The 21,665-nt window shown below is 47.7% G+C and carries 14 protein-coding genes and 4 tRNA genes; 8 read left to right on the top strand and 10 right to left on the bottom strand.

Features of this window, described 5'->3' with window-relative positions:
- Positions 1–125: 125 nt before the first annotated feature.
- Both CFT61_RS12980 and CFT61_RS12975 read left to right on the top strand, forming a co-directional pair.
- Positions 126–207: transfer RNA gene (locus CFT61_RS12980), tRNA-Leu, on the top strand.
- Between the two features lie 50 nt (positions 208–257).
- Positions 258–339 (top strand) — tRNA-Leu (locus CFT61_RS12975).
- Positions 340–495: 156 nt separating this feature from the next.
- Here CFT61_RS12975 and CFT61_RS12970 read toward each other — a convergent pair.
- From CFT61_RS12970 to CFT61_RS12930, 9 genes are all read right to left on the bottom strand, one after another.
- Complete coding sequence (locus tag CFT61_RS12970) at positions 496–1,104, bottom strand: ribonuclease HII (RefSeq protein WP_089544839.1); 609 nt, start codon at positions 1,102–1,104, stop codon at positions 496–498.
- A gap of 60 nt (positions 1,105–1,164) precedes the next feature.
- Positions 1,165–2,379: an aminotransferase class V-fold PLP-dependent enzyme gene (locus CFT61_RS12965; protein WP_089544838.1), complete on the bottom strand. Its 1,215-nt coding sequence runs from the start codon at positions 2,377–2,379 to the stop codon at positions 1,165–1,167.
- A gap of 36 nt (positions 2,380–2,415) precedes the next feature.
- Positions 2,416–3,759, bottom strand: a complete 1,344-nt coding sequence (gene sufD / locus CFT61_RS12960) for a Fe-S cluster assembly protein SufD (RefSeq protein WP_089544851.1) — start codon at positions 3,757–3,759, stop codon at positions 2,416–2,418.
- 14 nt (positions 3,760–3,773) lie between these two features.
- Positions 3,774–4,529: a Fe-S cluster assembly ATPase SufC gene (gene sufC / locus CFT61_RS12955; protein ID WP_089544837.1), complete on the bottom strand. Its 756-nt coding sequence runs from the start codon at positions 4,527–4,529 to the stop codon at positions 3,774–3,776.
- Positions 4,530–4,572: 43 nt separating this feature from the next.
- On the bottom strand, positions 4,573–6,024 hold the full coding sequence (gene sufB, locus CFT61_RS12950; RefSeq protein ID WP_022120773.1) for a Fe-S cluster assembly protein SufB: 1,452 nt from the start codon (positions 6,022–6,024) through the stop codon (positions 4,573–4,575).
- A 93-nt stretch (positions 6,025–6,117) separates the two neighbouring features.
- Positions 6,118–9,012, bottom strand: coding sequence for a translation initiation factor IF-2 (gene infB, locus CFT61_RS12945; RefSeq protein WP_089544836.1), 2,895 nt, complete (start codon positions 9,010–9,012; stop codon positions 6,118–6,120).
- Between the two features lie 64 nt (positions 9,013–9,076).
- A complete protein-coding gene (gene nusA, locus CFT61_RS12940; protein ID WP_089544835.1) occupies positions 9,077–10,339 on the bottom strand; it encodes a transcription termination factor NusA in 1,263 nt (420 codons plus the stop codon).
- A gap of 3 nt (positions 10,340–10,342) precedes the next feature.
- Positions 10,343–10,810, bottom strand: coding sequence for a ribosome assembly cofactor RimP (gene rimP, locus CFT61_RS12935; protein WP_089544834.1), 468 nt, complete (start codon positions 10,808–10,810; stop codon positions 10,343–10,345).
- A 154-nt stretch (positions 10,811–10,964) separates the two neighbouring features.
- Positions 10,965–12,629 carry a S41 family peptidase gene (locus CFT61_RS12930; protein ID WP_089544833.1) on the bottom strand — a complete coding sequence of 555 codons (1,665 nt, stop codon included), beginning with the start codon at positions 12,627–12,629 and terminating at the stop codon, positions 10,965–10,967.
- 211 nt (positions 12,630–12,840) lie between these two features.
- Here CFT61_RS12930 and CFT61_RS12925 point away from each other — a divergent pair.
- Positions 12,841–12,914 (top strand) — tRNA-Asn (locus CFT61_RS12925).
- A gap of 50 nt (positions 12,915–12,964) precedes the next feature.
- Positions 12,965–13,038: transfer RNA gene (locus CFT61_RS12920), tRNA-Asn, on the top strand.
- 319 nt (positions 13,039–13,357) lie between these two features.
- Here CFT61_RS12920 and pnp read toward each other — a convergent pair.
- Positions 13,358–15,676 carry a polyribonucleotide nucleotidyltransferase gene (gene pnp / locus CFT61_RS12915; RefSeq protein WP_089544832.1) on the bottom strand — a complete coding sequence of 773 codons (2,319 nt, stop codon included), beginning with the start codon at positions 15,674–15,676 and terminating at the stop codon, positions 13,358–13,360.
- 194 nt (positions 15,677–15,870) lie between these two features.
- Here pnp and CFT61_RS12910 point away from each other — a divergent pair, with 194 nt between their 5' ends.
- The 4 genes from CFT61_RS12910 (at position 15,871) to topA (ending at position 21,664) form a co-directional block, all read left to right on the top strand.
- On the top strand, positions 15,871–17,049 hold the full coding sequence (locus CFT61_RS12910) for a TlpA disulfide reductase family protein (RefSeq protein ID WP_089544831.1): 1,179 nt from the start codon (positions 15,871–15,873) through the stop codon (positions 17,047–17,049).
- 120 nt (positions 17,050–17,169) lie between these two features.
- Positions 17,170–18,624, top strand: coding sequence for a sialate O-acetylesterase (locus CFT61_RS12905; protein WP_089544830.1), 1,455 nt, complete (start codon positions 17,170–17,172; stop codon positions 18,622–18,624).
- A 63-nt stretch (positions 18,625–18,687) separates the two neighbouring features.
- Positions 18,688–19,221, top strand: a complete 534-nt coding sequence (locus CFT61_RS12900) for an NUDIX hydrolase (protein ID WP_089544829.1) — start codon at positions 18,688–18,690, stop codon at positions 19,219–19,221.
- A 106-nt stretch (positions 19,222–19,327) separates the two neighbouring features.
- Positions 19,328–21,664, top strand: coding sequence for a type I DNA topoisomerase (gene topA / locus CFT61_RS12895; protein WP_089544828.1), 2,337 nt, complete (start codon positions 19,328–19,330; stop codon positions 21,662–21,664).
- Position 21,665: the final 1 nt, after the last annotated feature.

Raw genomic sequence — 21,665 nt, 5'->3', positions numbered from 1 at the left:
AATAAAGAATAGGAGAAATAAAACACATTTTTAGCTTTTTTCGCCTCTGGAATTGTTTTTTCAGAAAAAAAATCACCAAAAAGTTTGCTATTTCAATTTTTATTTGTACCTTTGCACACGCAATCGCCCAGATGGCGGAATCGGTAGACGCGCTGGTCTCAAACACCAGTGGAGCAATCCATCCCGGTTCGATCCCGGGTCTGGGTACAAGGAGCTGCAAGTTTTTACTTGCGGCTCTTTCCTTTGCAAACACCATCGCCCAGATGGCGGAATCGGTAGACGCGCTGGTCTCAAACACCAGTGGGGCAACCCATCCCGGTTCGATCCCGGGTCTGGGTACAAGGAGCTGCAAGTTTTTACTTGCGGCTCTTTTTTTTTGCCTGATTAGGAAAAGGGCATCACCCTCGACTTCTAATCAAAATCAAAAGCCGCTCAACAGGCAAATCTGTTGAACGGCTTTTTTATATGGAAATCATAGCACTGCAGCTATGATGCCTAGTCTTTAAAATCGAGTGAGAGTTCACCTGTGCCTAGAAGATTGTAGCTCTTGCGATGATAAGGCGTAATGCCAAACTCCCTGATGGCAGCACGATGCTTCTTGGTAGGATAACCCTTGTTACCCTTCCAGTCGTACTGTGGATATTCCTCTGCAAGCTCATCCATATAGTCATCACGATAAGTCTTGGCAAGAATGCTTGCCGCAGCTATCGAGAGATACTTTCCATCTCCTTTTACAATCGTGGTATAAGGCAGGTCCTTGTAAGGCTTGAAACGATTACCATCCACAATCACCGCCTCAGGACGTACCTTCAGCTGGTCCAAGGCACGATGCATTGCCAGGAAACTCGCATTCAGAATATTGATCTGATCGATTTCTTCGGGAGTAACAATGCCCACAGCCCAAGCCACAGCATCACGCTCTATCTGTTCACGGAGCGCCTTGCGTTTCTTGTCAGTCAGCTTTTTGCTATCATTGAGGTCAGGGTTCTGATAATCGGGAGGAAGAATCACTGCTGCAGCATAGACGCTACCAGCCAGACAACCTCTGCCCGCCTCATCGCAGCCCGCCTCAATCATATCCTTATAATAATGACTTTCTAACATATTCTTATCTACTTAAGAAGATAAATGAAGTTAAGAAGACGAACAAGTTCACTGTCCGACCTAGAACATCTGAGAAACGCGTTTTACGCCTGCTATAAGCGCATCAACCTCTTCCTTGGTGTTGTACAAGGCGAAGCTTGCACGAACGGTTCCCAGAATGCCATAGCGGTCCATCAAAGGCTGAGCACAGTGATGACCGGTACGGACAGCTATACCCAGACGGTCGAGCAATGTTCCCATATCCATGTGATGAATATCACCAACCAAGAAACTGACAACGGCATCCTTACCTTCCTGCTCACCGAAAAGTCTGATTCCATCGATGGTTCGCATCTGCTCCATACAGTAGCGGGTGAGTTCCTGCTCATGCTTGGCGATGTTGTCCATACCGAGCGCTGAGACATAATCAATGGCTTTAGCCAAACCGTGGGTAGCAACATAATCAGGAGTACCAGCCTCAAACTTGAAAGGTAACTTCTCGAATGTAGTCTTTTCGAAACTTACGCTCTCAATCATTTCACCACCTCCCTGATAAGGAGGCAACTTGTCGAGCCATTCTTCCTTGCCGTAAAGCACACCGATACCGGTAGGACCATAAATCTTATGACCGCTGAAAGCGAAGAAATCGCAATCCATATCCTGCACATCCACTGCGAAATGAGGAGTACTCTGGGCACCATCCACCATGACAGGTACATCGTGCTCATGAGCTATCTTAATCATCTCTTTTACCGGATTCACCGTACCGAGCACGTTGCTCACCTGGGCAATGCTCACGATTTTGGTACGTTCGGTAAATAAATTGGCGAATTCATCGAGGTTAATCTCACCTTTATCGTTGATTGGGATTACACGGATGGCAATTCCCTTCTTGGCAGCCTGCAACTGCCAAGGTACGATATTGGAGTGATGCTCCATGGTAGAGATAATCACCTCATCGCCCTCGCTCATAAAGGCATCGCTGAACGATGAAACCACGAGATTCAGACTCTCGGTAGTACCACGGGTAAAGATGACTTCCTCAACCTTAGGCGCATTGATAAACTTGCGCACGGTTTCGCGGGCTGCCTCATGAAGGTCGGTAGCCTGCTGAGAGAGATAGTGAACGCCACGATGCACATTGGCATTTACGTTGAGATACTCGTCGCGCATGGCATCGAGCACACACAATGGCTTCTGCGTGGTTGCCGCATTATCCAGATACACCAATGGCTTATCATATACCGTTCTCGATAAAATCGGGAAATCTGCTCTTACTTGATTGATATCATACATATTTTTAAGAACTTAACTCCTTTAAAAGGATATTATCTACTTGCAAAGCTTGCAACCCTCGCACTTATTGAGTTCACCACGGAATCGCTTCTCTACGAGATGATGTAGGCGATCGCGCAATGGCTCCAGCTCCATCTTGTCGATGACTTCGTTGATAAATGCAAACTGAAGGAGCAACTTAGCCTCCTCACGGCTCACACCACGCTGCTGCATATAGAACAATGCCGCATCGTTGAGCTGACCTACAGTACTACCGTGTGCACACTTCACATCGTCGGCATAAATCTCCAGCATCGGCTGGGTGAACATGCGGGCAGTCTTCGTAGCACAGAGGTTCTGGTTGGTTTCCTGAGAAGTAGTCTTCTGGGCACCATGACGAACCAATACTCTACCGGCAAAAGCACCACGTGCCTCACCATCGAGCACATACTTATAAAGCTCGTTGCTGGTGCAATGACCCACCTGATGATCGATGAGCGTATTGTTATCTACCACCTGGTTCTTATCAGCAATCACACAACCATTACAGAAGCACTCGGCTCCCTCGCCCTTGAATACGAGGTCGAGGCGGTTGCGGGTGATACCGTTATGGAGTGTAATCACGTTATGGTTTACACGGCTGTTAGCCTGCTGCTCAATATAAACGTTGCTGACACGACGGTTCTTGTAATGAGTCTCCTCCAGACAATAGAGGTCGAGACTGGCATTCTCGCCTACATAAGCCTCGATTACCTGGGTAGCGAGGAAGTTCTTATCATCGGCTGCATGATCGCAGAAGAGGAACTTAGCCTCAGCACCCTGTTCCATCACGATGAGCACACGGCGGTTTACCATCAAATCTACATCCGAACGGAGAATATTGATGACCTGAATGGTTCGCTCCACCTTCACGTTCTTTGGTACGTAGATAAGCAAGCCATCCTGTGCCAGGAATGTATTCAATGCCGTGATGCCATCTTCATCGGTTTTGGCAATCTTAGCGTAGTATTTCCCGATGAATTCTGGGTTTTCTGCAGCAATCTTGTTCAAAGAGTCCACGATGACACCCTCCGGCAACTCCACCTTAGGCAATGCCTTGTTATAGAAAGCATCGTTCACCACGAAGTAGAGCGAAGTACTCAGGTTAGGCACATCGCAACGGAAAGCCTCGTATGGATCTACAGGGATTTCCAGGCGATTCAAGTTCAAGCCATAATCTGGCTCGAAGATGGCGCTCATATCTGTATACTTGTATCTTTCCACCTTGCGGGAAGGGAAGCCCAGGCGACGGAAGTCCTCGAAGGCAGCATCGCGCACCGCATTGAGCACCTCAGCACTGTTCTTCTTGATCATTCTCGAAGAAGACTGATACAAGTCTAAATATTGATTTTCTGAAAGCATAGCCATCCTCCTAATTATTTCTCATCTACTTCAGCCTTGATCCAGTCGTAGCCACGAGCCTCAATCTCCTTGGCAAGTTCAGGACCGGCAGTCTTCACGATTCTACCCTTATAGAGAACGTGAACCACACTTGGCTTAATCATATCGAGCAGACGCTCATAGTGAGTAATGACGATGGCAGATGTCTGGTCGGTATGCATCTTGTTCACACCGTCAGCCACAATACGCATCGCATCCACGTCGAGACCAGAGTCGGTTTCATCGAGGATAGAGAGCTTTGGCTCCAACATTGCCATCTGGAAAATCTCGTTGCGCTTCTTCTCACCACCAGAGAAGCCTTCGTTTACAGAACGGCGAGCCAACTTGCTGTCCAGTTCCACCAACTCACGCTTCTCGCGCATCAGCTTCATGAATTCGCTGGTGTTCAATGGCTCCAAGCCCTGATACTCACGCTTGGCATTGATAGCCGCACGCATGAAGTTGGTCATGGATACACCAGGAATCTCCACTGGATACTGGAAAGAGAGGAACAATCCCTCACGGGCACGATCCTCAGGCTTCATATCCAGAAGGTTCTTGCCGTTGAAGATAGCCTCGCCCTCTGTTACTGTATAGAGAGGGTTACCTGTGAGCACAGCGCTCAAGGTTGACTTACCGGAACCGTTAGGTCCCATGATAGCATGTATCTCACCATCGTTGATAGTCAGGTTGATACCTTTCAATATTTCTTTGCCTGCAATAGTAGCATGCAGATTCTTAACCTCTAACATAATTTTAGTCAATTTTTATCGATTTCATCGAGAATGATAATGATTATCCTACGGTTCCTTCGAGTGAAACACTCAGGAGTTTCTGTGCCTCTACGGCAAACTCCATAGGCAACTTGTTGAGCACATCCTTGGCATAACCGTTTACGATCAAGCCGACAGCCTCCTCGGTAGGAATGCCTCGCTGATTGCAATAGAAGAGCTGGTCTTCTGAAATCTTCGAGGTAGTTGCTTCATGTTCGAACACGGCTGTGTCGTTATGAGCATCCATATATGGGAAGGTATGCGCTCCGCAATCGCTACCCAGCAACAAAGAGTCGCAGGAACTGTAGTTACGGGCATTATCGGCATTGGATGTAGCACGAACCAATCCACGATAGGAATTCTGGCTATGTCCTGCCGAAATACCCTTAGAGATGATGGTACTCTTGGTATTCTTACCCATGTGAATCATCTTGGTACCGGTATCAGCCTCCTGATAGTTGTTGGTAACAGCCACACTGTAGAACTCAGCCACAGAGTTGTCGCCACGCAAGATGCAGGAAGGATACTTCCAGGTAATCGCAGAACCCGTCTCTACCTGAGTCCAACTCAACTTAGAGTTCACACCACGCAAGTCGCCTCGCTTGGTTACCAGATTCAGCACGCCACCCTTACCATGTTCATCACCAGGATACCAGTTCTGAACGGTAGAGTACTTCACCTCAGCATTGTCCTTGACAATTATCTCTACGATAGCCGCATGAAGCTGATTCTCATCACGCATTGGCGCTGTACATCCCTCCAGGTAAGAAACGTAGGCATCATCATCGGCGATGATCAATGTACGCTCAAACTGACCGGTATTACGGGCATTGATGCGGAAGTAACTGCTCAACTCCATAGGGCAGCGTACGCCCTTAGGAATATAAACGAATGAGCCATCACTGAATACGCAACTGTTCAAGGCTGCATAGAAGTTATCACGATAAGGAACCACAGTTCCCAGATACTCTCTTACCAAATCAGGATGCTCCTTCACAGCCTCACCGATACTGCAGAAGATGACGCCCTTCTCACGGAGTTTCTCCTTGAAGGTAGTCTTCACCGACACAGAGTCCATGATGGCATCTACGGCGGTACCGCTCAATGCCAAGCGCTCCTCCAGAGGAATACCGAGCTTATCGAATGTCTTCTCCAGCTCAGGATCAATCTCCTTGTTCTTCGGCTTCTTTGCCAAAGGATCGGCATAGTATGAAATCTCCTGGTAGTCAATAGGTGGCACGTGCACGTGTCCCCACTTTGGCTCCTTGAGCGTCTTCCAGTAATTGTAGGCTTTCAGACGAAATTCGAGCATCCAGTCTGGCTCTCCCTTCTTCTGCGAGATCAGGCGCACAACATCCTCGTTGAGACCCTTTTCTATGATTTCAGTATGTACATCGGTGGTAAAACCATACTCATATTTCTGGTCTATCACATCCTTGACAACCTGATTCTGTTCTTTCTCTATTTCTGCCATTTTATTTAGAATAACCTTTCGTTATTTTAACCCTAAATAGGGATAAGCCGCTGAGGACTCATCCCTACCTTATTATATATAATATATGCTATATTACAACTTCTGCTCTACCTCGATCTCTGTGAAGGTCTCGATAACGTCGCCTTCCTGGATATCGTTGTAGTTGACGAGGCTCAAACCGCACTCCATACCGGTAACCACCTCCTTGACATCGTCCTTGTAACGCTTCAAGGCACCGATTTCTGCTGTACGGATCACGATACCGTCACGGATGACGCGAGCCTTATCCTTAGCGTGTACCTTACCCTCGGTAACGAGACCACCGGCAATAGTACCCACCTTGGAAATCTTGAAGGTCTGCTTCACCTCAACCTGACCGGTAACGATTTCCTTCTTCACCTTGTCGAGCATACCTACCATCGCACTCTTGATATCGTCGATAGCATCGTAGATGATAGAGTATGTGTTGATTTCAACTCCCTCACGGTCGGCAGCCTTGCGAGCATCGGCAGATGGACGAACCTGGAAACCAACGATGACTGCATCTGAAGCAGATGCCAGCATCACGTCGTTCTCAGAAATCTGACCCACAGCCTTGTTGACTACGTTCACCTGAACCTTCTCAGTAGAAAGCTTGATGAATGAGTCGCTCAATGCCTCAACAGAACCGTCGGTATCACCCTTTACGATGACGTTCAACTCGTGGAACTCACCACGTGCGATACGGTGAGAAATATCACCCAAGGTCAAGCGCTTCTGAGTACGCAAGCCCTGTTCACGCTGCAACTGCTCACGCTTGTTGGCGATTTCACGAGCCTCCTGCTCTGTCTCGATTACGTGGAACTGGTCACCTGCTGTAGGCGCACCATTCAAACCGAGGATGATAGCTGGCTCTGCAGGAGCAGCTGACTTGATATTGGCATTACGCTCATTGAACATCGCCTTGACACGACCCCAAGAAGTACCTGCGAGAACAATATCGCCTACCTTCAAGGTACCGTTGGCAACCAATACGGTAGAAACATATCCACGACCCTTGTCGAGAGAAGACTCGATGATGGTACCTGTTGCACGACGGTTAGGGTTAGCCTTCAAGTCGAGCATATCAGCCTCGAGGAGCACCTTGTCGAGCAGATCGTGAACACCGATACCCTTCTTGGCACTGATTTCCTGGCACTGATACTTACCACCCCACTCCTCAACGAGCAGGTTCATGTTAGCCAAGTCCTCACGGATACGGTCTGGGTTGGCACCTGGCTTATCAATCTTGTTGATGGCGAATACCATTGGCACACCGGCAGCCTGCGCATGAGCAATAGCCTCCTTGGTAGTAGGCATCACGGAGTCATCGGCTGCGATGATGATGATGGCGATATCGGTAGCCTGGGCACCACGGGCACGCATGGCGGTAAACGCCTCGTGACCTGGAGTATCCAGGAAGGTTACCTTGCGACCACTGTTCAGAGTCACACTGTAAGCACCGATATGCTGGGTAATACCACCCGCCTCACCGGCAATCACATTGGTATTGCGGATATAGTCGAGCAAAGAGGTCTTACCGTGGTCAACGTGACCCATCACGGTTACGATTGGAGCACGTGGAACCAAGTCGTTCTCATCATCCTCTTCCTCGCTCACTGCCTCCTGAACCTCGGCACTCACGTATTCGGTCTTGAAACCGAACTCCTCAGCCACCATGTTGATGGTTTCAGCATCCAGACGCTGGTTGATAGATACCATGATACCTACACCCATCAGGGTAGAGATAACCTGAGTAACGCTGATGTCCATCATCGTAGCCAACTCGCTAACGGTAACGAACTCAGTGAGCTTCAGGGTCTTGCTTTCCTTCTGCTCCTGACGAGCCTGATCCTGCAACTTTTCCTGAACAGCCTCACGCTTCTCCTTGCGGTACTTAGCACCCTTCTTGTTCTGGCTCTTGCTAGTCAAGCGAGCGAGAGTCTCCTTTACCTGGCGTGCTACAGCCTCGTCGTCCACCTCAATCTGGCGCTGATTGCCACGGTTGTTATTGTTATTGCCGCGGTTGTTATTATTGTTATTATTATTATTTCTATTCTTGTTTCTATTCTTCTTGTTGTTGCCACCATTGTTGCCCTTATTCTGGCCATTACCATCGGCACTGTTGTTCTTAGCCTCGGCATTGATGTCAACACGCTCCTTGTTGATACGAACACGCTTCTTGCGATCATTGTGCTGCTGCGCCAACTTCTCTTCACGCTCCTTACGACGCTCCTCCTTAGACTTCTTCTTAGGACGAGTGCTCTGATTGAGAGAAGAAAGATCAATCTTACCCAACACCTTAGGTTCATTTGAAGTATATTTCTTCTCACTCTTCAATGTGAACACGCTAGAAGGCTGGCTGTTGTCAGCAGCCTTCTGCTCAGCATTCTGCTGCTGAGCCTCTACATTCTTGTTACCTTGTGCAGCATTCTTCTGACCCTTAAAGTCGTTCATCTTTGGCTGCTGTGACTTTTGCTGATTCTCTTGTTTCATCTCTTGTTTTTGGTGAGATCCATGGGTAGATCTCTGGTCATGTTTTGGCTCATTACGATGAGCATCTTTCACTGGCGCATGACTGACGGCAGCAGTCTCATGCTTCGGTGCCTCCGACTTTTTAGCAGCAGACTCTACAGACTTACCCTTTCCGATGCTATCCAAGTCAATCTTACCCAACGGCTTATACTGCTGCTGGTTGCTCGACTCCAATAAGCTTTCGGCACGATGGTCCTTCTGCTCAGGCGCACGCTTCTTATCCTTGGCCTTCTTGGTGATGAGTTTCTCGGCCTGATCACGAACCTCCTTATCTTGACTGAAGGCATCGTTCAATGCCTTGTATTGCTGGTCGCTGAGTTTGAAGCTCGGTTCGGCCTTGACCTCTCCCAGGTCCTTTCTTTTTTCTAGGAATTCAACTGCCGTCTGAAGTCCTATATTCAATTCACGTAGTGCTTTATTTAATCTGATGCTCATAAATTTATTTTATTCTCCTATTTTTAAAGTTAGATTCCCTGCAAGCACTCGCCAGCTAGGGAAATTATTGTTCGAATTCAGCTCTCAATACCTTGAGTACGTTATCCACGGTTTCCTCCTCAAGGTCAGCCTTCTCTACGATCATATCACGTGGTGCATTGAGCACCTGCTTAGCTGTGTCATAACCGATACCCTTGATAGCATCGATAACCCACTGGTCAATCTCGTCAGAGAATTCATCCAAGTAGATATCCTCGTCAGCCTCATTCTCATCTACCTCACGGAATACATCGATGGTATATTCTGTCAACATAGAAGCCAACTTGATGTTCATACCGCCACGGCCGATAGCCAGACTAACCTCCTCAGGCTTCAGGAACACCTCTGCCTTCTTGTTCTCCTCGTCGATATTCACAGACGTAATATTGGCTGGTGCCAAGGCACGCTGGATAAACAGCTTGGTATTAGAGCTATAGTTGATGACGTCGAGGTTCTCGTTGCAAAGCTCGCGAACGATACCGTGAACACGGCTACCCTTAACACCTACACAAGCTCCAACTGGGTCGATACGCTCATCGAAGCTCTCTACTGCAATCTTGGCACGCTCGCCAGGGAGACGGGCAATGCGACGGATAGCAACCAAGCCATCTGCAATCTCAGGAACCTCAGCCTCCAACAGGCGCTGCAGGAAGATTGGCGCTGTACGGCTCAAGATAATCTTAGGATTGTTGTTATCGTTGTCAACACGAAGGATGACGGCACGTACAGTCTCGCCCTTACGATACATATCGCCAGGAATCTGCTCCGTCTTAGGCAACATCAACTCGTTGTTCTCGTCATCAACGATAAGAACCTCGCGCTTCCATACCTGATAAACCTCACCAGAGATTACCTGTCCAACACGGTCTTTATACTTATTGTAGAGTGAGTCGTGCTCAAGCTCAAGAATCTTAGAAGCCAAAGTCTGGCGAAGAGTCAAGATAGCACGGCGACCGAACTTATTGAAATCTACCTTCTCGCTCACATCCTCACCTACCTCATAGTCAGGCTCAATCTTGCGTGCTTCGGTAAGCGTAATCTCCTTGTTCTCATCTTCTACCTCACCATCAGCAACAACGACACGGTTACGATAAATCTCGAAATCGCCCTTGTCTGGGTTTACGATTACATCGAAATTCTCATCACTACCGAAAATTCTGGCAAGTACATTGCGGAAGCTTTCCTCCAATACACTTACCAATGTTGTACGGTCGATATTCTTGGTTTCTTTAAACTCGCGGAATGTATCAATCATACTCGCTGTTAATTCTTGCTCTTTTTTAGCCATAGCTTATTTGAAACTGATTATATATTTTGTATATTTTACTTTATCCATCTGGTAAACATGGTCAACCTCCTGCTTTACAGGATGTTTCTTGCCCTCTACCTTCACTTTTTCTTCTACGCCTACTGTGAAATCATTGCCATCCACAGCCTTCAAGATACCCTTTACCTTGATACCGTCAGCATCGAGCACCTCTACCTCCTTGCCAATGAAGTTGATATACTGCTGTGGAACCTTGAATGGTTGACCCAGACCAGCAGAACCTACTTCCAGCTCATAGTCCTCGTCATCACGACTCAATCGTTCCTCGATATATCTACTCAAAGCCACACAATCTTCAATCCATACACCATCTACATGGTCAATCTCGACTACGATACGATTGTCTGGACTGATTTCAATGTCCACCAAGAAATATTCCTGATCTTGGAGCCATTCATCAACTAATTTTTTTACGACGTTTTTATCTATCATATATACCTATTTAAAATAAAATGAGGAACTCTTGCGAGCCCCTCATTCCACTGAACGTGTGCAAAATTACTAATATTTTTGAAAATCTCCAAAGATTTTTCTGTTTTTTATTCATAACCTGCGCAATTTTAGGCGATTGTGCAGGTTTTTGTTGTTATTTCTTCACAGGATGGAGTATTTTTCCGTATTCTTCCGGAGAATTTAACAACTTGACAGCAGCCTTGACCTGCTTGTCGTAACGCAGGGAATTCTGGATGGCTCCAGCCTGGAAATAATAAGCTGCCACGATGTCGTTTTCCAAAAGCTGCTTGATGTAGTCTTTATTGAAATCCAAGTCTTTTGCCACATTGTGACTCAACTTCTTTTTCAATGCCTCGAACTCAGGTTTTGCATCCTCGTAATATCCTTCAAACTTAGCGAGTTTCTCCAAATCCTTGAGATATTTCTCGGTCTCACGGTCGTACTTGAAATCCGCTTTCAGAACGCGGGACTTGAACTCATCATAGTCGGCATCTGTCAAAGCAAAATCCTTGGCAGGTGCGATAGTAGGATGTTTGGCGATATAATCCACTTCGTAGTTGAGCATCACCTCATTACTGTCGCGGGCACCGGCGAGATAGAAAGCAATGTTTGGCAAGGAATCCGGCTTCACCTCTACATCCGGCTTCACACCGCCTCCATCACGCACCTCTCTGCCACCGGCAGTATAGAACACCTTGGTAAGTGAATCTGGGACATGCTCCACATAGCCGCCTTTGGCATGCTTGTAATTAAGTGCCTGCACGCATCTGCCACTTGGAATGTAATACTTGGCTGTAGTAAGTTTCATCTGTCCATTGTATGGCAAATCCATAGTGGTCTGTACCAGACCTTTTCCATACGTGCGCGTACCTAATATAATAGCACGGTCATAGTCCTGCAGACTACCGCTCATTATCTCGCTGGAACTGGCTGTGTTTCCACTCACCAGAACTACCATCGGCATCACAGAGTCAACAGGTTCTACCGTAGTCTTGTATTCATTGTTGGAACGTTGCAATCTACCCTTCATTTTCAATACAGTCTTTCCCTTTGGCAAGAACATATTGACAATGCTCACGGCCTCGCTCACCGAACCACCGCCATTACTTCTGAGGTCGAAGACGAGTCCCTTGGCTCCCTGCTTCTTCAGGTCGATGAAAGCACGGCGCACATCCTTGGCACAATTATCGGTGAAAGAATTGAAGTTGATATAACCGATACCACCTTCCATCATTCCGTAATATGGCAGGAAAGGCATCTGGATAGTACGGCGAGTTACCTTTACCTTCAGAATCTTACCAGTACTTGGTCGCTTTACCTTCAACATAAAGGAAGAACCCGGTTCTCCACGAAGATGATCGCTTACATAGCTCACTTCCTTATTGGTCATATCCTCGTCATCGATACTCAGGATGATATCACCCTTCTTCAATCCCACTTCTGCAGCAGGCATATTGGCATAAGGTTCACTGATACACACACGCTGCAACTGGAAGTTATAGCGCACCACAGCACCCACACCAGCATATTTGCCGGTGAGCATATTCTTCAGTTCGTTGACTTTTTCCTCCGGATAGTAGGTAGTATAAGGGTCGAGGCTTCCCAACATCGCCTTAACGCCATTGCCCACCACCTCTTCGGCATCGAGCGTATCAACGTACATCAAGTCAAGATTCTTATAGATGGCATTGAAGATATCCATATTCTTAGCCATCTTGAAGTCGTGATCTTTATCTGTTTGTGCAATAGATGGCACCACGAGGAGCGCCATCAGCAATGAAACCAATACTTTTTTCATGTTTACCTTAGTTATATGATTATTCGACCACAAAAGTACTCATTTCTTCTCGAAAACTGCCATAATTGATGCAAAAAGTAGTGAAAACCACCGAAAAATGCACTTTTTTAAGGAAAAACAGAAAAAAGTTGCCGAAAAATTTGGCTGAATGAAGAAAAGTTAGTACTTTTGCACACGCAAATAAGGAACGCAACATTCCGCAATGCAAAATGCTTCAATAGCTCAGTTGGTTAGAGCACCTGACTGTTAATCAGGGGGTCGTTGGTTCAAGCCCATCTTGAAGCGCAAAAGAGTCGCAGGTTTTACTTGTAACTCTGTTCTTTTTCAAACCAAATGCTTCAATAGCTCAGTTGGTTAGAGCACCTGACTGTTAATCAGGGGGTCGTTGGTTCAAGCCCATCTTGAAGCGCATTACATAAGCCTTGCAAGTTTTCACTTGCAGGGCTTTATTGTTTTTAGACATCTTAAAGTCCCCCCTGTTTACACCCAATGTTCTTAGGCTATCCCCCTTTACACTCATCACGAATCTTTTACATATAATTCTGCAATTAAAAGTGTACTTAAGGAGAATATATTTTTTCCTTAAGGGAAAATATTTTTTTCCTTAAGGATATTTATTTTTTTCCTTAAGGAAACAGTTTCATAGGGTTCTGACAAAAAAACGGGTGCATTCCGCTTTTTTGACGAAATGCACCCATCTATATTTATTAATGTATATAATACTAGGATTATTCTACATCATTGTTATGATCCAAAGAATCGTTGAAATCCTTAGGAGCCTGCTCCTCGTTACGATGCTCGTAACGACGTGGCTGACGAGCTGGACGCTCACCACGGCCCTCATGACGATCATCACGACGACCACGACGCTCACCGCGCTCTGGACGTGGACGACGCTCACGCTCTACGTAACCCTCAGGCTTCTCCATCAACACACGATGAGAGAGCTTGTACTTGCCAGTCTTAGGATCAATCTCCATCAACTTCACCTTGATCTTGTCGCCTTCCTTGATGCCAGCCTCTTCAACTGTCTCAAGACGCTTCCAATCAATCTCAGAGATGTGGAGCAAACCATCCTTACCTGGGAGAATCTCTACGAAGCAACCGTAAGGCATGATAGAGCGAACAGTACCCTCGTAAACCTCACCAACCTCAGGAACAGCTACGATAGCCTTGATCTTAGCCAAAGCAGCATCGATAGAATCCTTGTTAGGAGCAGATACCTGTACGTGACCCTTACCATCAGTCTCCTCGATAGTGATAGTAGCACCAGTATCCTCCTGCATCTGCTGGATAATCTTACCACCAGGGCCGATGACAGCACCGATGAACTCCTTAGGAATATCGAATGCTACAATACGTGGAACCTGTGGCTTCATCTCAGCACGTGGCTCAGAGATTGTCTCCATCATGCAGTTGAGGATGTGCTCACGACCAGCCTTAGCCTGCATCAAAGCCTCCTCGAGAATCTCGAAGCTCAAACCGTCGCACTTGATATCCATCTGTGTAGCGGTCAAACCATCGCGGGTACCTGTGGTCTTGAAGTCCATATCACCCAAGTGGTCCTCATCACCGAGGATATCACTGAGGATAGCGTACTTGTCCTCACCTGGGTTCTTGATAAGCCCCATAGCGATACCAGAAACTGGCTTCTTCATAGGAACACCTGCATCCATCAGGGCGAGAGTACCGGCACAAACAGTAGCCATAGAAGAAGAACCGTTAGACTCCAGGATCTGACTTACCAAACGTACGGTGTAAGGGAAGTCTGCAGGAATCTGACCCTTCAAACCACGCCATGCCAAGTGACCGTGACCAATCTCACGACGGCCTACGCCGCGCTGAGCCTTAGCTTCACCTGTAGAGAATGGAGGGAAGTTATAGTGAAGGAGGAAGCGCTGGTAGCTCTTCTCGAGCACACCGTCGATAAGCTTCTCATCCATCTTTGTACCAAGAGTACATGTAGAGAGAGACATAGTCTCACCACGCTGGAAGATAGCGCTTCCGTGAGGCATTGGGAGTGGAGACACCTCGCACCAGATAGGGCGGATATCTGTAGTAGCACGACCATCAAGACGCAAGCCCTCATCGAGGATGCAACGACGCATAGCATCGCGCATTACGTCATCATAGTAGCGGGTAGCCTCAGCGTGCTTCTCCTCCAGGTCTTCCTCAGAGAGATCGGTATGAGCTGCGTCATACTTCTCAAGGAAGTCAGCCAAAACCTTGTCGAAAGCATCCTGACGAGCATGTTTCTCCAAAGCCTGGTGGTTGATATCATAAGCAGGCTTGTAAAGCTCAGACTTGATCTGCTCACGGAGTTCCTCGTCGTTGATCTCATGATCATACTCACGCTTCACGTCAGTACCCTTCTCCTTAGCCAACTCATACTGGAGCTCACACATAGGCTTGATAGCCTCGGCAGCAGCCTTGAGGGCACCGATCAGATCCTGCTCAGCAACTTCCTTCATCTCACCTTCCACCATCATGATGTTCTCCTTGGTAGCACCAACCATGATATCCATGTCAGCCTCTTCCATCTGCTGGAATGTAGGGTTAACAACATACTCACCATTGATACGAGCTACACGAACCTCAGAGATGTAGTGCTCGAAAGGAATATCTGAACAAGCCATGGCAGCTGAAGCAGCGAAACCTGCAAGGGCATCTGGCTGGTCAACACCATCGGCTGAGAGCAACATTACCTGTACGTAAACTTCTGCATGGTAGTTAGAAGGGAAAAGTGGACGCAAAGCACGGTCCACAAGGCGAGAGGTAAGGATCTCCTCGTCGCTAGCCTTGCCTTCGCGCTTGGTGAAACCACCAGGGAAACGGCCAGCAGCACTGTACTGCTCACGGTAATCTACTTGCAAAGGCATGAAATCTGTACCCGGAACTGCATCCTTTGCTGCACAAACAGTTGCGAGAAGCACTGTGTTACCCATGCGGAGAACCGCAGCACCATCAGCCTGTTTTGCAACTTTTCCGGTCTCAATTGTGATGGTTCTTCCATCAGGCAACTGAACACTTTTTGTAATTACGTTCATCTAATTATTAAAACTTATTGTTTTGTCTAACATCTAATATCTAAAACGGTGCAAAGATACCTCTTTAATAATTAATAAACGAATATTTGGGCAACTATTTTCTACTTTTTTAATAATTTTATCTATCTAAGGTGCATTATTCCCGATTTTATTACTACCTTTGCAGTCGATAATTTCGCAAAATACTAAAATTCATGAAGATATCTAGAATCTATTCAGCGGCAGTGATTATGGTAGCTGCGCTGGCTCTCACTTCTTGTAACAACAAGAAATTTCATATCAACGGTAATATTACCGAGGCTCAGGACTCTATGCTCTACCTGGAGAATCTCAGTCTGAATGGTCCGGTGAAGATCGACTCGGTGAAACTGGGTGAAGATGGATCCTTCGCTTTCGAAGAGAATGCGATGGACAGCATCACTCCTGAATTCTACCGTCTCCGCATTGCCAACCAGAGCATCAACCTCAGTATCGACTCAACCGAGACCGTCAACGTGAAGGCAGCTTATCCTCAGATGAGCTACAAGTACGAGGTGGAAGGCTCAGAGAACTGCAGCAAGATCAAGGAACTTTCGCTCAAGCAGATGACTCTGCAGAGCAACATCAATGGCATCATCAAGAGCCCTAACATCGGGGTAGATTCCATGGATGTCATCGTGGCTCGCATGCTGGCTGCATACAAGCAGGATGTAAAGACCAACTACATCTTCAAGGAGCCGATGAAGGCTTCCTCTTACTATGCACTCTTCCAGACTATCCAGTTGGGCAACACCAACTCACTCATCTTCAACCCTCGCAACAACAAGGATGACGTGAAAGTATTCGCTGCCGTAGCTACAAGCTGGGATACTTACTATCCAGGCGCAGAGCGTGGCAAGAACCTGCACAACATCGCCATCGAAGGCATGAAGGATATCCGTATCATTGACAGGCAGCGTGCACAGCAGCAGATTGAGGCAAGCAAGGTGAGCGTAAACGGATGCATAGAAATTGCCCTACAGGACAACAAGGGACAGGTTCGCCGCCTCTCTGATCTCACCGGCAAGGTGGTATTGCTCGATTTCCATATCTTCGCCAGCAACGAGAGCACCAAGCGCATCATGATGCTCCGTGAGCTTTACAACAAATATCATGCTGCCGGACTGGAAATCTATCAGGTTTCCGTAGATCCAGATGAGCACTTCTGGAAAACATCTACCGCTGCCCTTCCATGGATCTGCGTACGTGAAGAGAACGGTATCCAGGGAACAAGTCTCCAGCTCTACAACGTGCAGAGCATCCCTACCTTCTTCCTCATTGACAGAAGCAATACTCTGAGAGCCCGCGACATACAGATCAAGGACATTGATGCAGCCATCAAGAACCTTCTTTAATACGAGCTTTCATACAACAGACAAGTCGGAAGTCTGGACTTTTCTCCAGACTTCCGGCTTCTATCATCCAATACGAGCTACAATAGATTAACAGCAACAATAAATTTTAAGCACTAAAAAATGAACAAGAAACTTTTAGCTTTCGCAGCATTAGCTCTCGTAACAGCAGGAGCAAACGCTAAAGTAAAGTTGCCACACATCCTGGGTGACAACATGATTATCCAACAAGATTCAGAAGCCAACCTCTGGGGTTGGGACAAGCCTGGTACCCTGGTAGAGGTAAGCACCTCATGGTCGCAGCAGAAATATTCTGCAAAGACCGGAAAGGATGGCAAGTGGGCTGTCAAGGTACAGACTCCCAAGGCTAGCTACACTCCGCTCTCCATTACCTTCGATGATGGCGAAAAGACCACCCTCAAGAACATCTTGGCTGGTGAAGTATGGGTCTGCGCCGGACAGAGCAATATGGAGATGCCGGTAAAAGGTTTCGGCAACTGCCCTGTAGAAGGCTACAACAAGGCTGTATTGGAAGCCAACCAATATAAAGGAGTACACTACGTGAAGATTCCTAGCGTGATGAGCAGCAAGCCACTCGATGACGCCAACTGCGAATGGAAGGAGATTAATCCGGAAACCGTGGGCGATGCATCTGCCACCGGATATTTCTTTGCACAGGTAGTCAACAAGGCGCTCGACGTACCAGTGGGACTGGTGATGGCAAACAAGGGCGGAAGCCGAGTAGAAAGCTGGCTCGATCGTGACTATCTGAAAAAGAACACGAAAGAAGACCTCGACTCCCTCAAGATGACGAAGAATCCTAAGTTCAAGTGGGACTTCCTCTACCCTCTTCTCTGGGGCAACGGAACCTTCCATCCTATCCTCAACTATAGCGTGAAGGGAATCCTCTTCTATCAAGGCTGTTCCAACGTGGGCGACCCGGCAGGTCAATACACACAGCGTCTTGCCGACCTCGTAGCCCAGTGGCGCAGAGACTTCAAGCAGGGCGAACTGCCATTCTATTTCGTGCAGATTGCACCTTATCATAATGGCGATATGAATGGTGATGCAGGTCCAAGACTTCGCGAGCAGCAGTTTAATGCAGCCAAGATCATCCCGAACAGTGGCATCGTCTGCACCGAAGATCTGGTTTATCCATACGAGGTAGAGCAGATTCACCCATGCCAGAAGCAGCCTGTAGGTGAGCGTCTGGCTCTTCAGGCACTCAGCAAAACCTACGGTATGAAGGGACTCTTCTGCGAGAGTATGACTTTCAAGGAGATGAAGATTGTTGGCGACACTGTGAAGGTTCACTTCGACAACACCTACGGAGCCTATAACCGCTTTGAAGGCATCAAGGGCTTCGAGGTAGCCGGCGAAGACAAGGTGTTCCATCCTGCCACAGCCAAGCATTTCTGGCAGGAAGGCAACGACGGATGGAACGAGTGCGTCATCGTAACCAGCCCTGAAGTCAAGAAGCCGGTAGCTCTGCGCTACTGCTTCCGCAACTTCCAGCTCGGCAACATGGCGAATGCAGGCGGTCTGCCTCTCTTCCCATTCCGAACAGACAATTGGTAATTAATAACATAGCGGTCGATCTTTGTGAAATCCAAAGACCGACCGCTCTTTAATATATATATTATGAGTCACGTTTTAGACAAATTCAAGTTTTGCCCTGTTTGCGGTTCTCAACATTTCGAGATCAACAACTTCAAGAGTAAAAAATGCAAGGACTGCGGATTCACCTACTATCTGAATCCCAGCAGTGCCACAGTAGCCTTCATTCTCAACGAGAAAGAAGAACTTCTGGTGGTTCGCAGAAAAAACGAACCTGCCAAAGGCACCCTCGACTTGCCGGGTGGTTTCGTAGATATGGATGAAACCGGTGAAGAAGGCGTGGCTAGAGAAGTAAAGGAAGAAACGGGTTTGGAGGTAATCGGGGCAAACTATCAGTTCAGCATCCCCAACCTCTATCTCTATTCCGACTTTCTGGTTCATACCCTTGATATGTTCTATGTTGCAAAGGTGAAAGACCTCTCTCATGTGGAGGCGATGGACGATGCCGAGGAGTCATACTGGATTCCTCTCAGCAACCTCCATCCCGAAGAGTTCGGATTAGGCTCCATAAGACAAGGTGTGGCCAAATTTCTTGCAAAACTCAAGACGAAAGAATGAAAATACGCCCCAAAACATTTAAAAAACCAAAAAAATCACTATATAATAAGGTATAAGCAAAAAGTTTATTTACTTTTGCAGACCAAAAGAAATTGTGTAGAAGCGTATGCAAGAAAATTTAGTAATCGTCGAGAGCCCTGCAAAGGCTAAGAAAATCGAAGAGTTTTTAGGTAAAGACTTCAAGGTGATGTCTTCTTACGGTCATATCCGTGACCTCAAGAAGAAGGAACTCAGTATAGACGAGAAGACCATGGAACCTTGTTATGAGATTCCTGAGGAAAAGAAAAAGCTCGTCACAGAATTGAAATCAACAGCGAAGCAAGCTAAGAAGATTTGGTTAGCATCCGATGAGGACCGCGAGGGAGAAGCCATCAGCTGGCACCTTTGCGAAGTACTCGGACTGGATGAAGCGAAGACAAGCCGTATCGTCTTCCATGAAATTACCAAACCTGCCATCTTGGACGCTATTGAGCACCCACGCCATCTGGACATGAACTTGGTGAATGCCCAGCAGGCACGTCGTGTGCTCGACCGCATCGTGGGCTTCAAGCTCTCTCCTGTATTGTGGAGAAAGGTGAAGCCAGCCCTCTCTGCCGGTCGTGTACAGAGTGTTGCCGTACGCCTCATCGTGGAGCGTGAGCGTGAAGTCCAGAAGTTCAAGAGCGAACCATACTATCGTGTCAACGCCGTATTCGCCCTGATCAGCGAGAATGGCGCAGCCACAGAGGTAAAGGCTGAACTCGACCACCGTTTCAAGACCCATGAAGAGGTGGAAGCCTTCCTGGAGAAGTGCAAGGATGCCAAGTTCACCGTAGAGGCTGTCACCAAGAAACCGCTGAAGCGTACACCAGCGCCTCCTTTCACCACCTCAACCCTGCAGCAGGAAGCAGCCCGCAAGCTCGGCTTCACCGTAAGCCAGACCATGATGGTGGCTCAGCGTCTGTACGAGGGTGGACGCATCACCTACATGCGTACCGACAGTGTGAATCTCTCTTCCCTCTGCAGCAATGCCAGCAAGGATGAAATTATCAAGGAGTACGGCAAGGAATACAGCAAGCCACGTGCCTATCACACCAACTCCAAGGGTGCACAGGAGGCTCACGAGGCCATCCGACCTACCTACATGAGCGAGACAAGCATCGATGGCACCAGCCAGGAGAAGCGTCTTTACGACCTGATATGGAAACGTACCATCGCTTCGCAGATGGAGGACGCCCAGTTGGAGAAGACTACCATCAATATCAGCATCGACAACACCAGCGAGAAGTTTGTTGCCAATGGTGAGGTTGTAGTATTCGATGGTTTCCTCAAGGTATATCGTGAATCTACCGATGAGGATGAGAACGTAGAAGATTCAACCCATCTCCTGCCAGCCATGAAGAAAGGCGATGAGTTGCAGCGCCGTGAAATCATCGCCACAGAGAAATTCTCTCTGGCACCAGCAAGATACACCGAAGCAAGTCTGGTGAAGAAGCTGGAAGACCTCGGCATTGGCCGTCCATCTACCTATGCTCCTACCATCAGCACCATCCAACAGCGTGAATACGTTGTGAAGGGCGACAAGCAGGGCGAGGAGCGCACCTACACCGTAGATACGCTGAAGGGTATCATGATTACCCAGAAGACCAAGAAGGAACAGGCTGGTTCTGAAAAGGGCAAGCTCCTCCCTACCGATATCGGCATTGTGGTAAACGACTTCCTGATGGCCAACTTCCCTAACATTATGGACTATAACTTTACTGCCAACGTAGAGCAGAAGTTCGATGATATCGCCGAGGGTAAGACCGAGTGGACCAAATGGATGAAGGACTTCGACAAGCGTTTCGAACCGGAAGTGAAGGGTGTGATGGAAGCACGCAGCGAGCACAAGGCCGGTGAACGAGAACTGGGCAAGGACCCAAAGAGCGGCCGCCCTGTATTCGTAAAGATCGGAAGATTCGGTCCAGTGGTTCAGATTGGTACCGCCGAAGACAAGGACAAGCCACAGTTTGCCCAGTTACCTGCCGACAAGAGCATTGAGACCATCACTCTGGAGGAAGCATTAGAACTCTTCAAGCTGCCTCGCCAGGTTGGTGAGTTCGAAGGCTCTACCGTAACCATCGGAAGCGGCCGTTTTGGTCCATACGTACTCCATGACCGCAAGTATGTATCCATTCCAAAGGAAATCGACCCAATGGCCATTACCCTGGAACAGGCAGTGGAACTTATCAACGAAAAACGCTCTAACGAGCAGAAACGCCACATCAAGACCTTTGAGGAAGACAACAAGCTGGAGCTCCTGAACGGGCGCTATGGTCCTTACATCGCATTCGATGGCAAGAACTATCGCATTCCGAAAGCAAAGCAGGAGAACGTAGAGTCACTCAGCTACGAGGAGTGCATGACCATCATCAAGGAAGCACCAGAACCAAAGGCTAGAGGCAGAAGAAGTAAAAAAGAATAAA

The sequence above is a fragment of the Segatella copri genome (assembly GCF_002224675.1).
Classification (GTDB): domain Bacteria; phylum Bacteroidota; class Bacteroidia; order Bacteroidales; family Bacteroidaceae; genus Prevotella; species Prevotella copri_U.
The sequence above is the reverse complement of the archived record's forward strand: the minus strand, read 5'-3'. Positions and strand labels throughout refer to the sequence as shown.

Bases quoted from the DNA above. Each gene is read 5' to 3' on its own strand.
- CFT61_RS12970 (WP_089544839.1), bottom strand. From the start codon at position 1,104: ATGTTAGAAAGTCATTATTATAAGGATATGATTGAGGCGGGCTGCGAT.
- CFT61_RS12965 (WP_089544838.1), bottom strand. From the start codon at position 2,379: ATGTATGATATCAATCAAGTAAGAGCAGATTTCCCGATTTTATCGAGA.
- sufD (WP_089544851.1), bottom strand. From the start codon at position 3,759: ATGCTTTCAGAAAATCAATATTTAGACTTGTATCAGTCTTCTTCGAGA.
- sufC (WP_089544837.1), bottom strand. From the start codon at position 4,529: ATGTTAGAGGTTAAGAATCTGCATGCTACTATTGCAGGCAAAGAAATA.
- sufB (WP_022120773.1), bottom strand. From the start codon at position 6,024: ATGGCAGAAATAGAGAAAGAACAGAATCAGGTTGTCAAGGATGTGATA.
- infB (WP_089544836.1), bottom strand. From the start codon at position 9,012: ATGAGCATCAGATTAAATAAAGCACTACGTGAATTGAATATAGGACTT.
- nusA (WP_089544835.1), bottom strand. From the start codon at position 10,339: ATGGCTAAAAAAGAGCAAGAATTAACAGCGAGTATGATTGATACATTC.
- rimP (WP_089544834.1), bottom strand. From the start codon at position 10,810: ATGATAGATAAAAACGTCGTAAAAAAATTAGTTGATGAATGGCTCCAA.
- CFT61_RS12930 (WP_089544833.1), bottom strand. From the start codon at position 12,629: ATGAAAAAAGTATTGGTTTCATTGCTGATGGCGCTCCTCGTGGTGCCA.
- pnp (WP_089544832.1), bottom strand. From the start codon at position 15,676: ATGAACGTAATTACAAAAAGTGTTCAGTTGCCTGATGGAAGAACCATC.
- CFT61_RS12910 (WP_089544831.1), top strand. From the start codon at position 15,871: ATGAAGATATCTAGAATCTATTCAGCGGCAGTGATTATGGTAGCTGCG.
- CFT61_RS12905 (WP_089544830.1), top strand. From the start codon at position 17,170: ATGAACAAGAAACTTTTAGCTTTCGCAGCATTAGCTCTCGTAACAGCA.
- CFT61_RS12900 (WP_089544829.1), top strand. From the start codon at position 18,688: ATGAGTCACGTTTTAGACAAATTCAAGTTTTGCCCTGTTTGCGGTTCT.
- topA (WP_089544828.1), top strand. From the start codon at position 19,328: ATGCAAGAAAATTTAGTAATCGTCGAGAGCCCTGCAAAGGCTAAGAAA.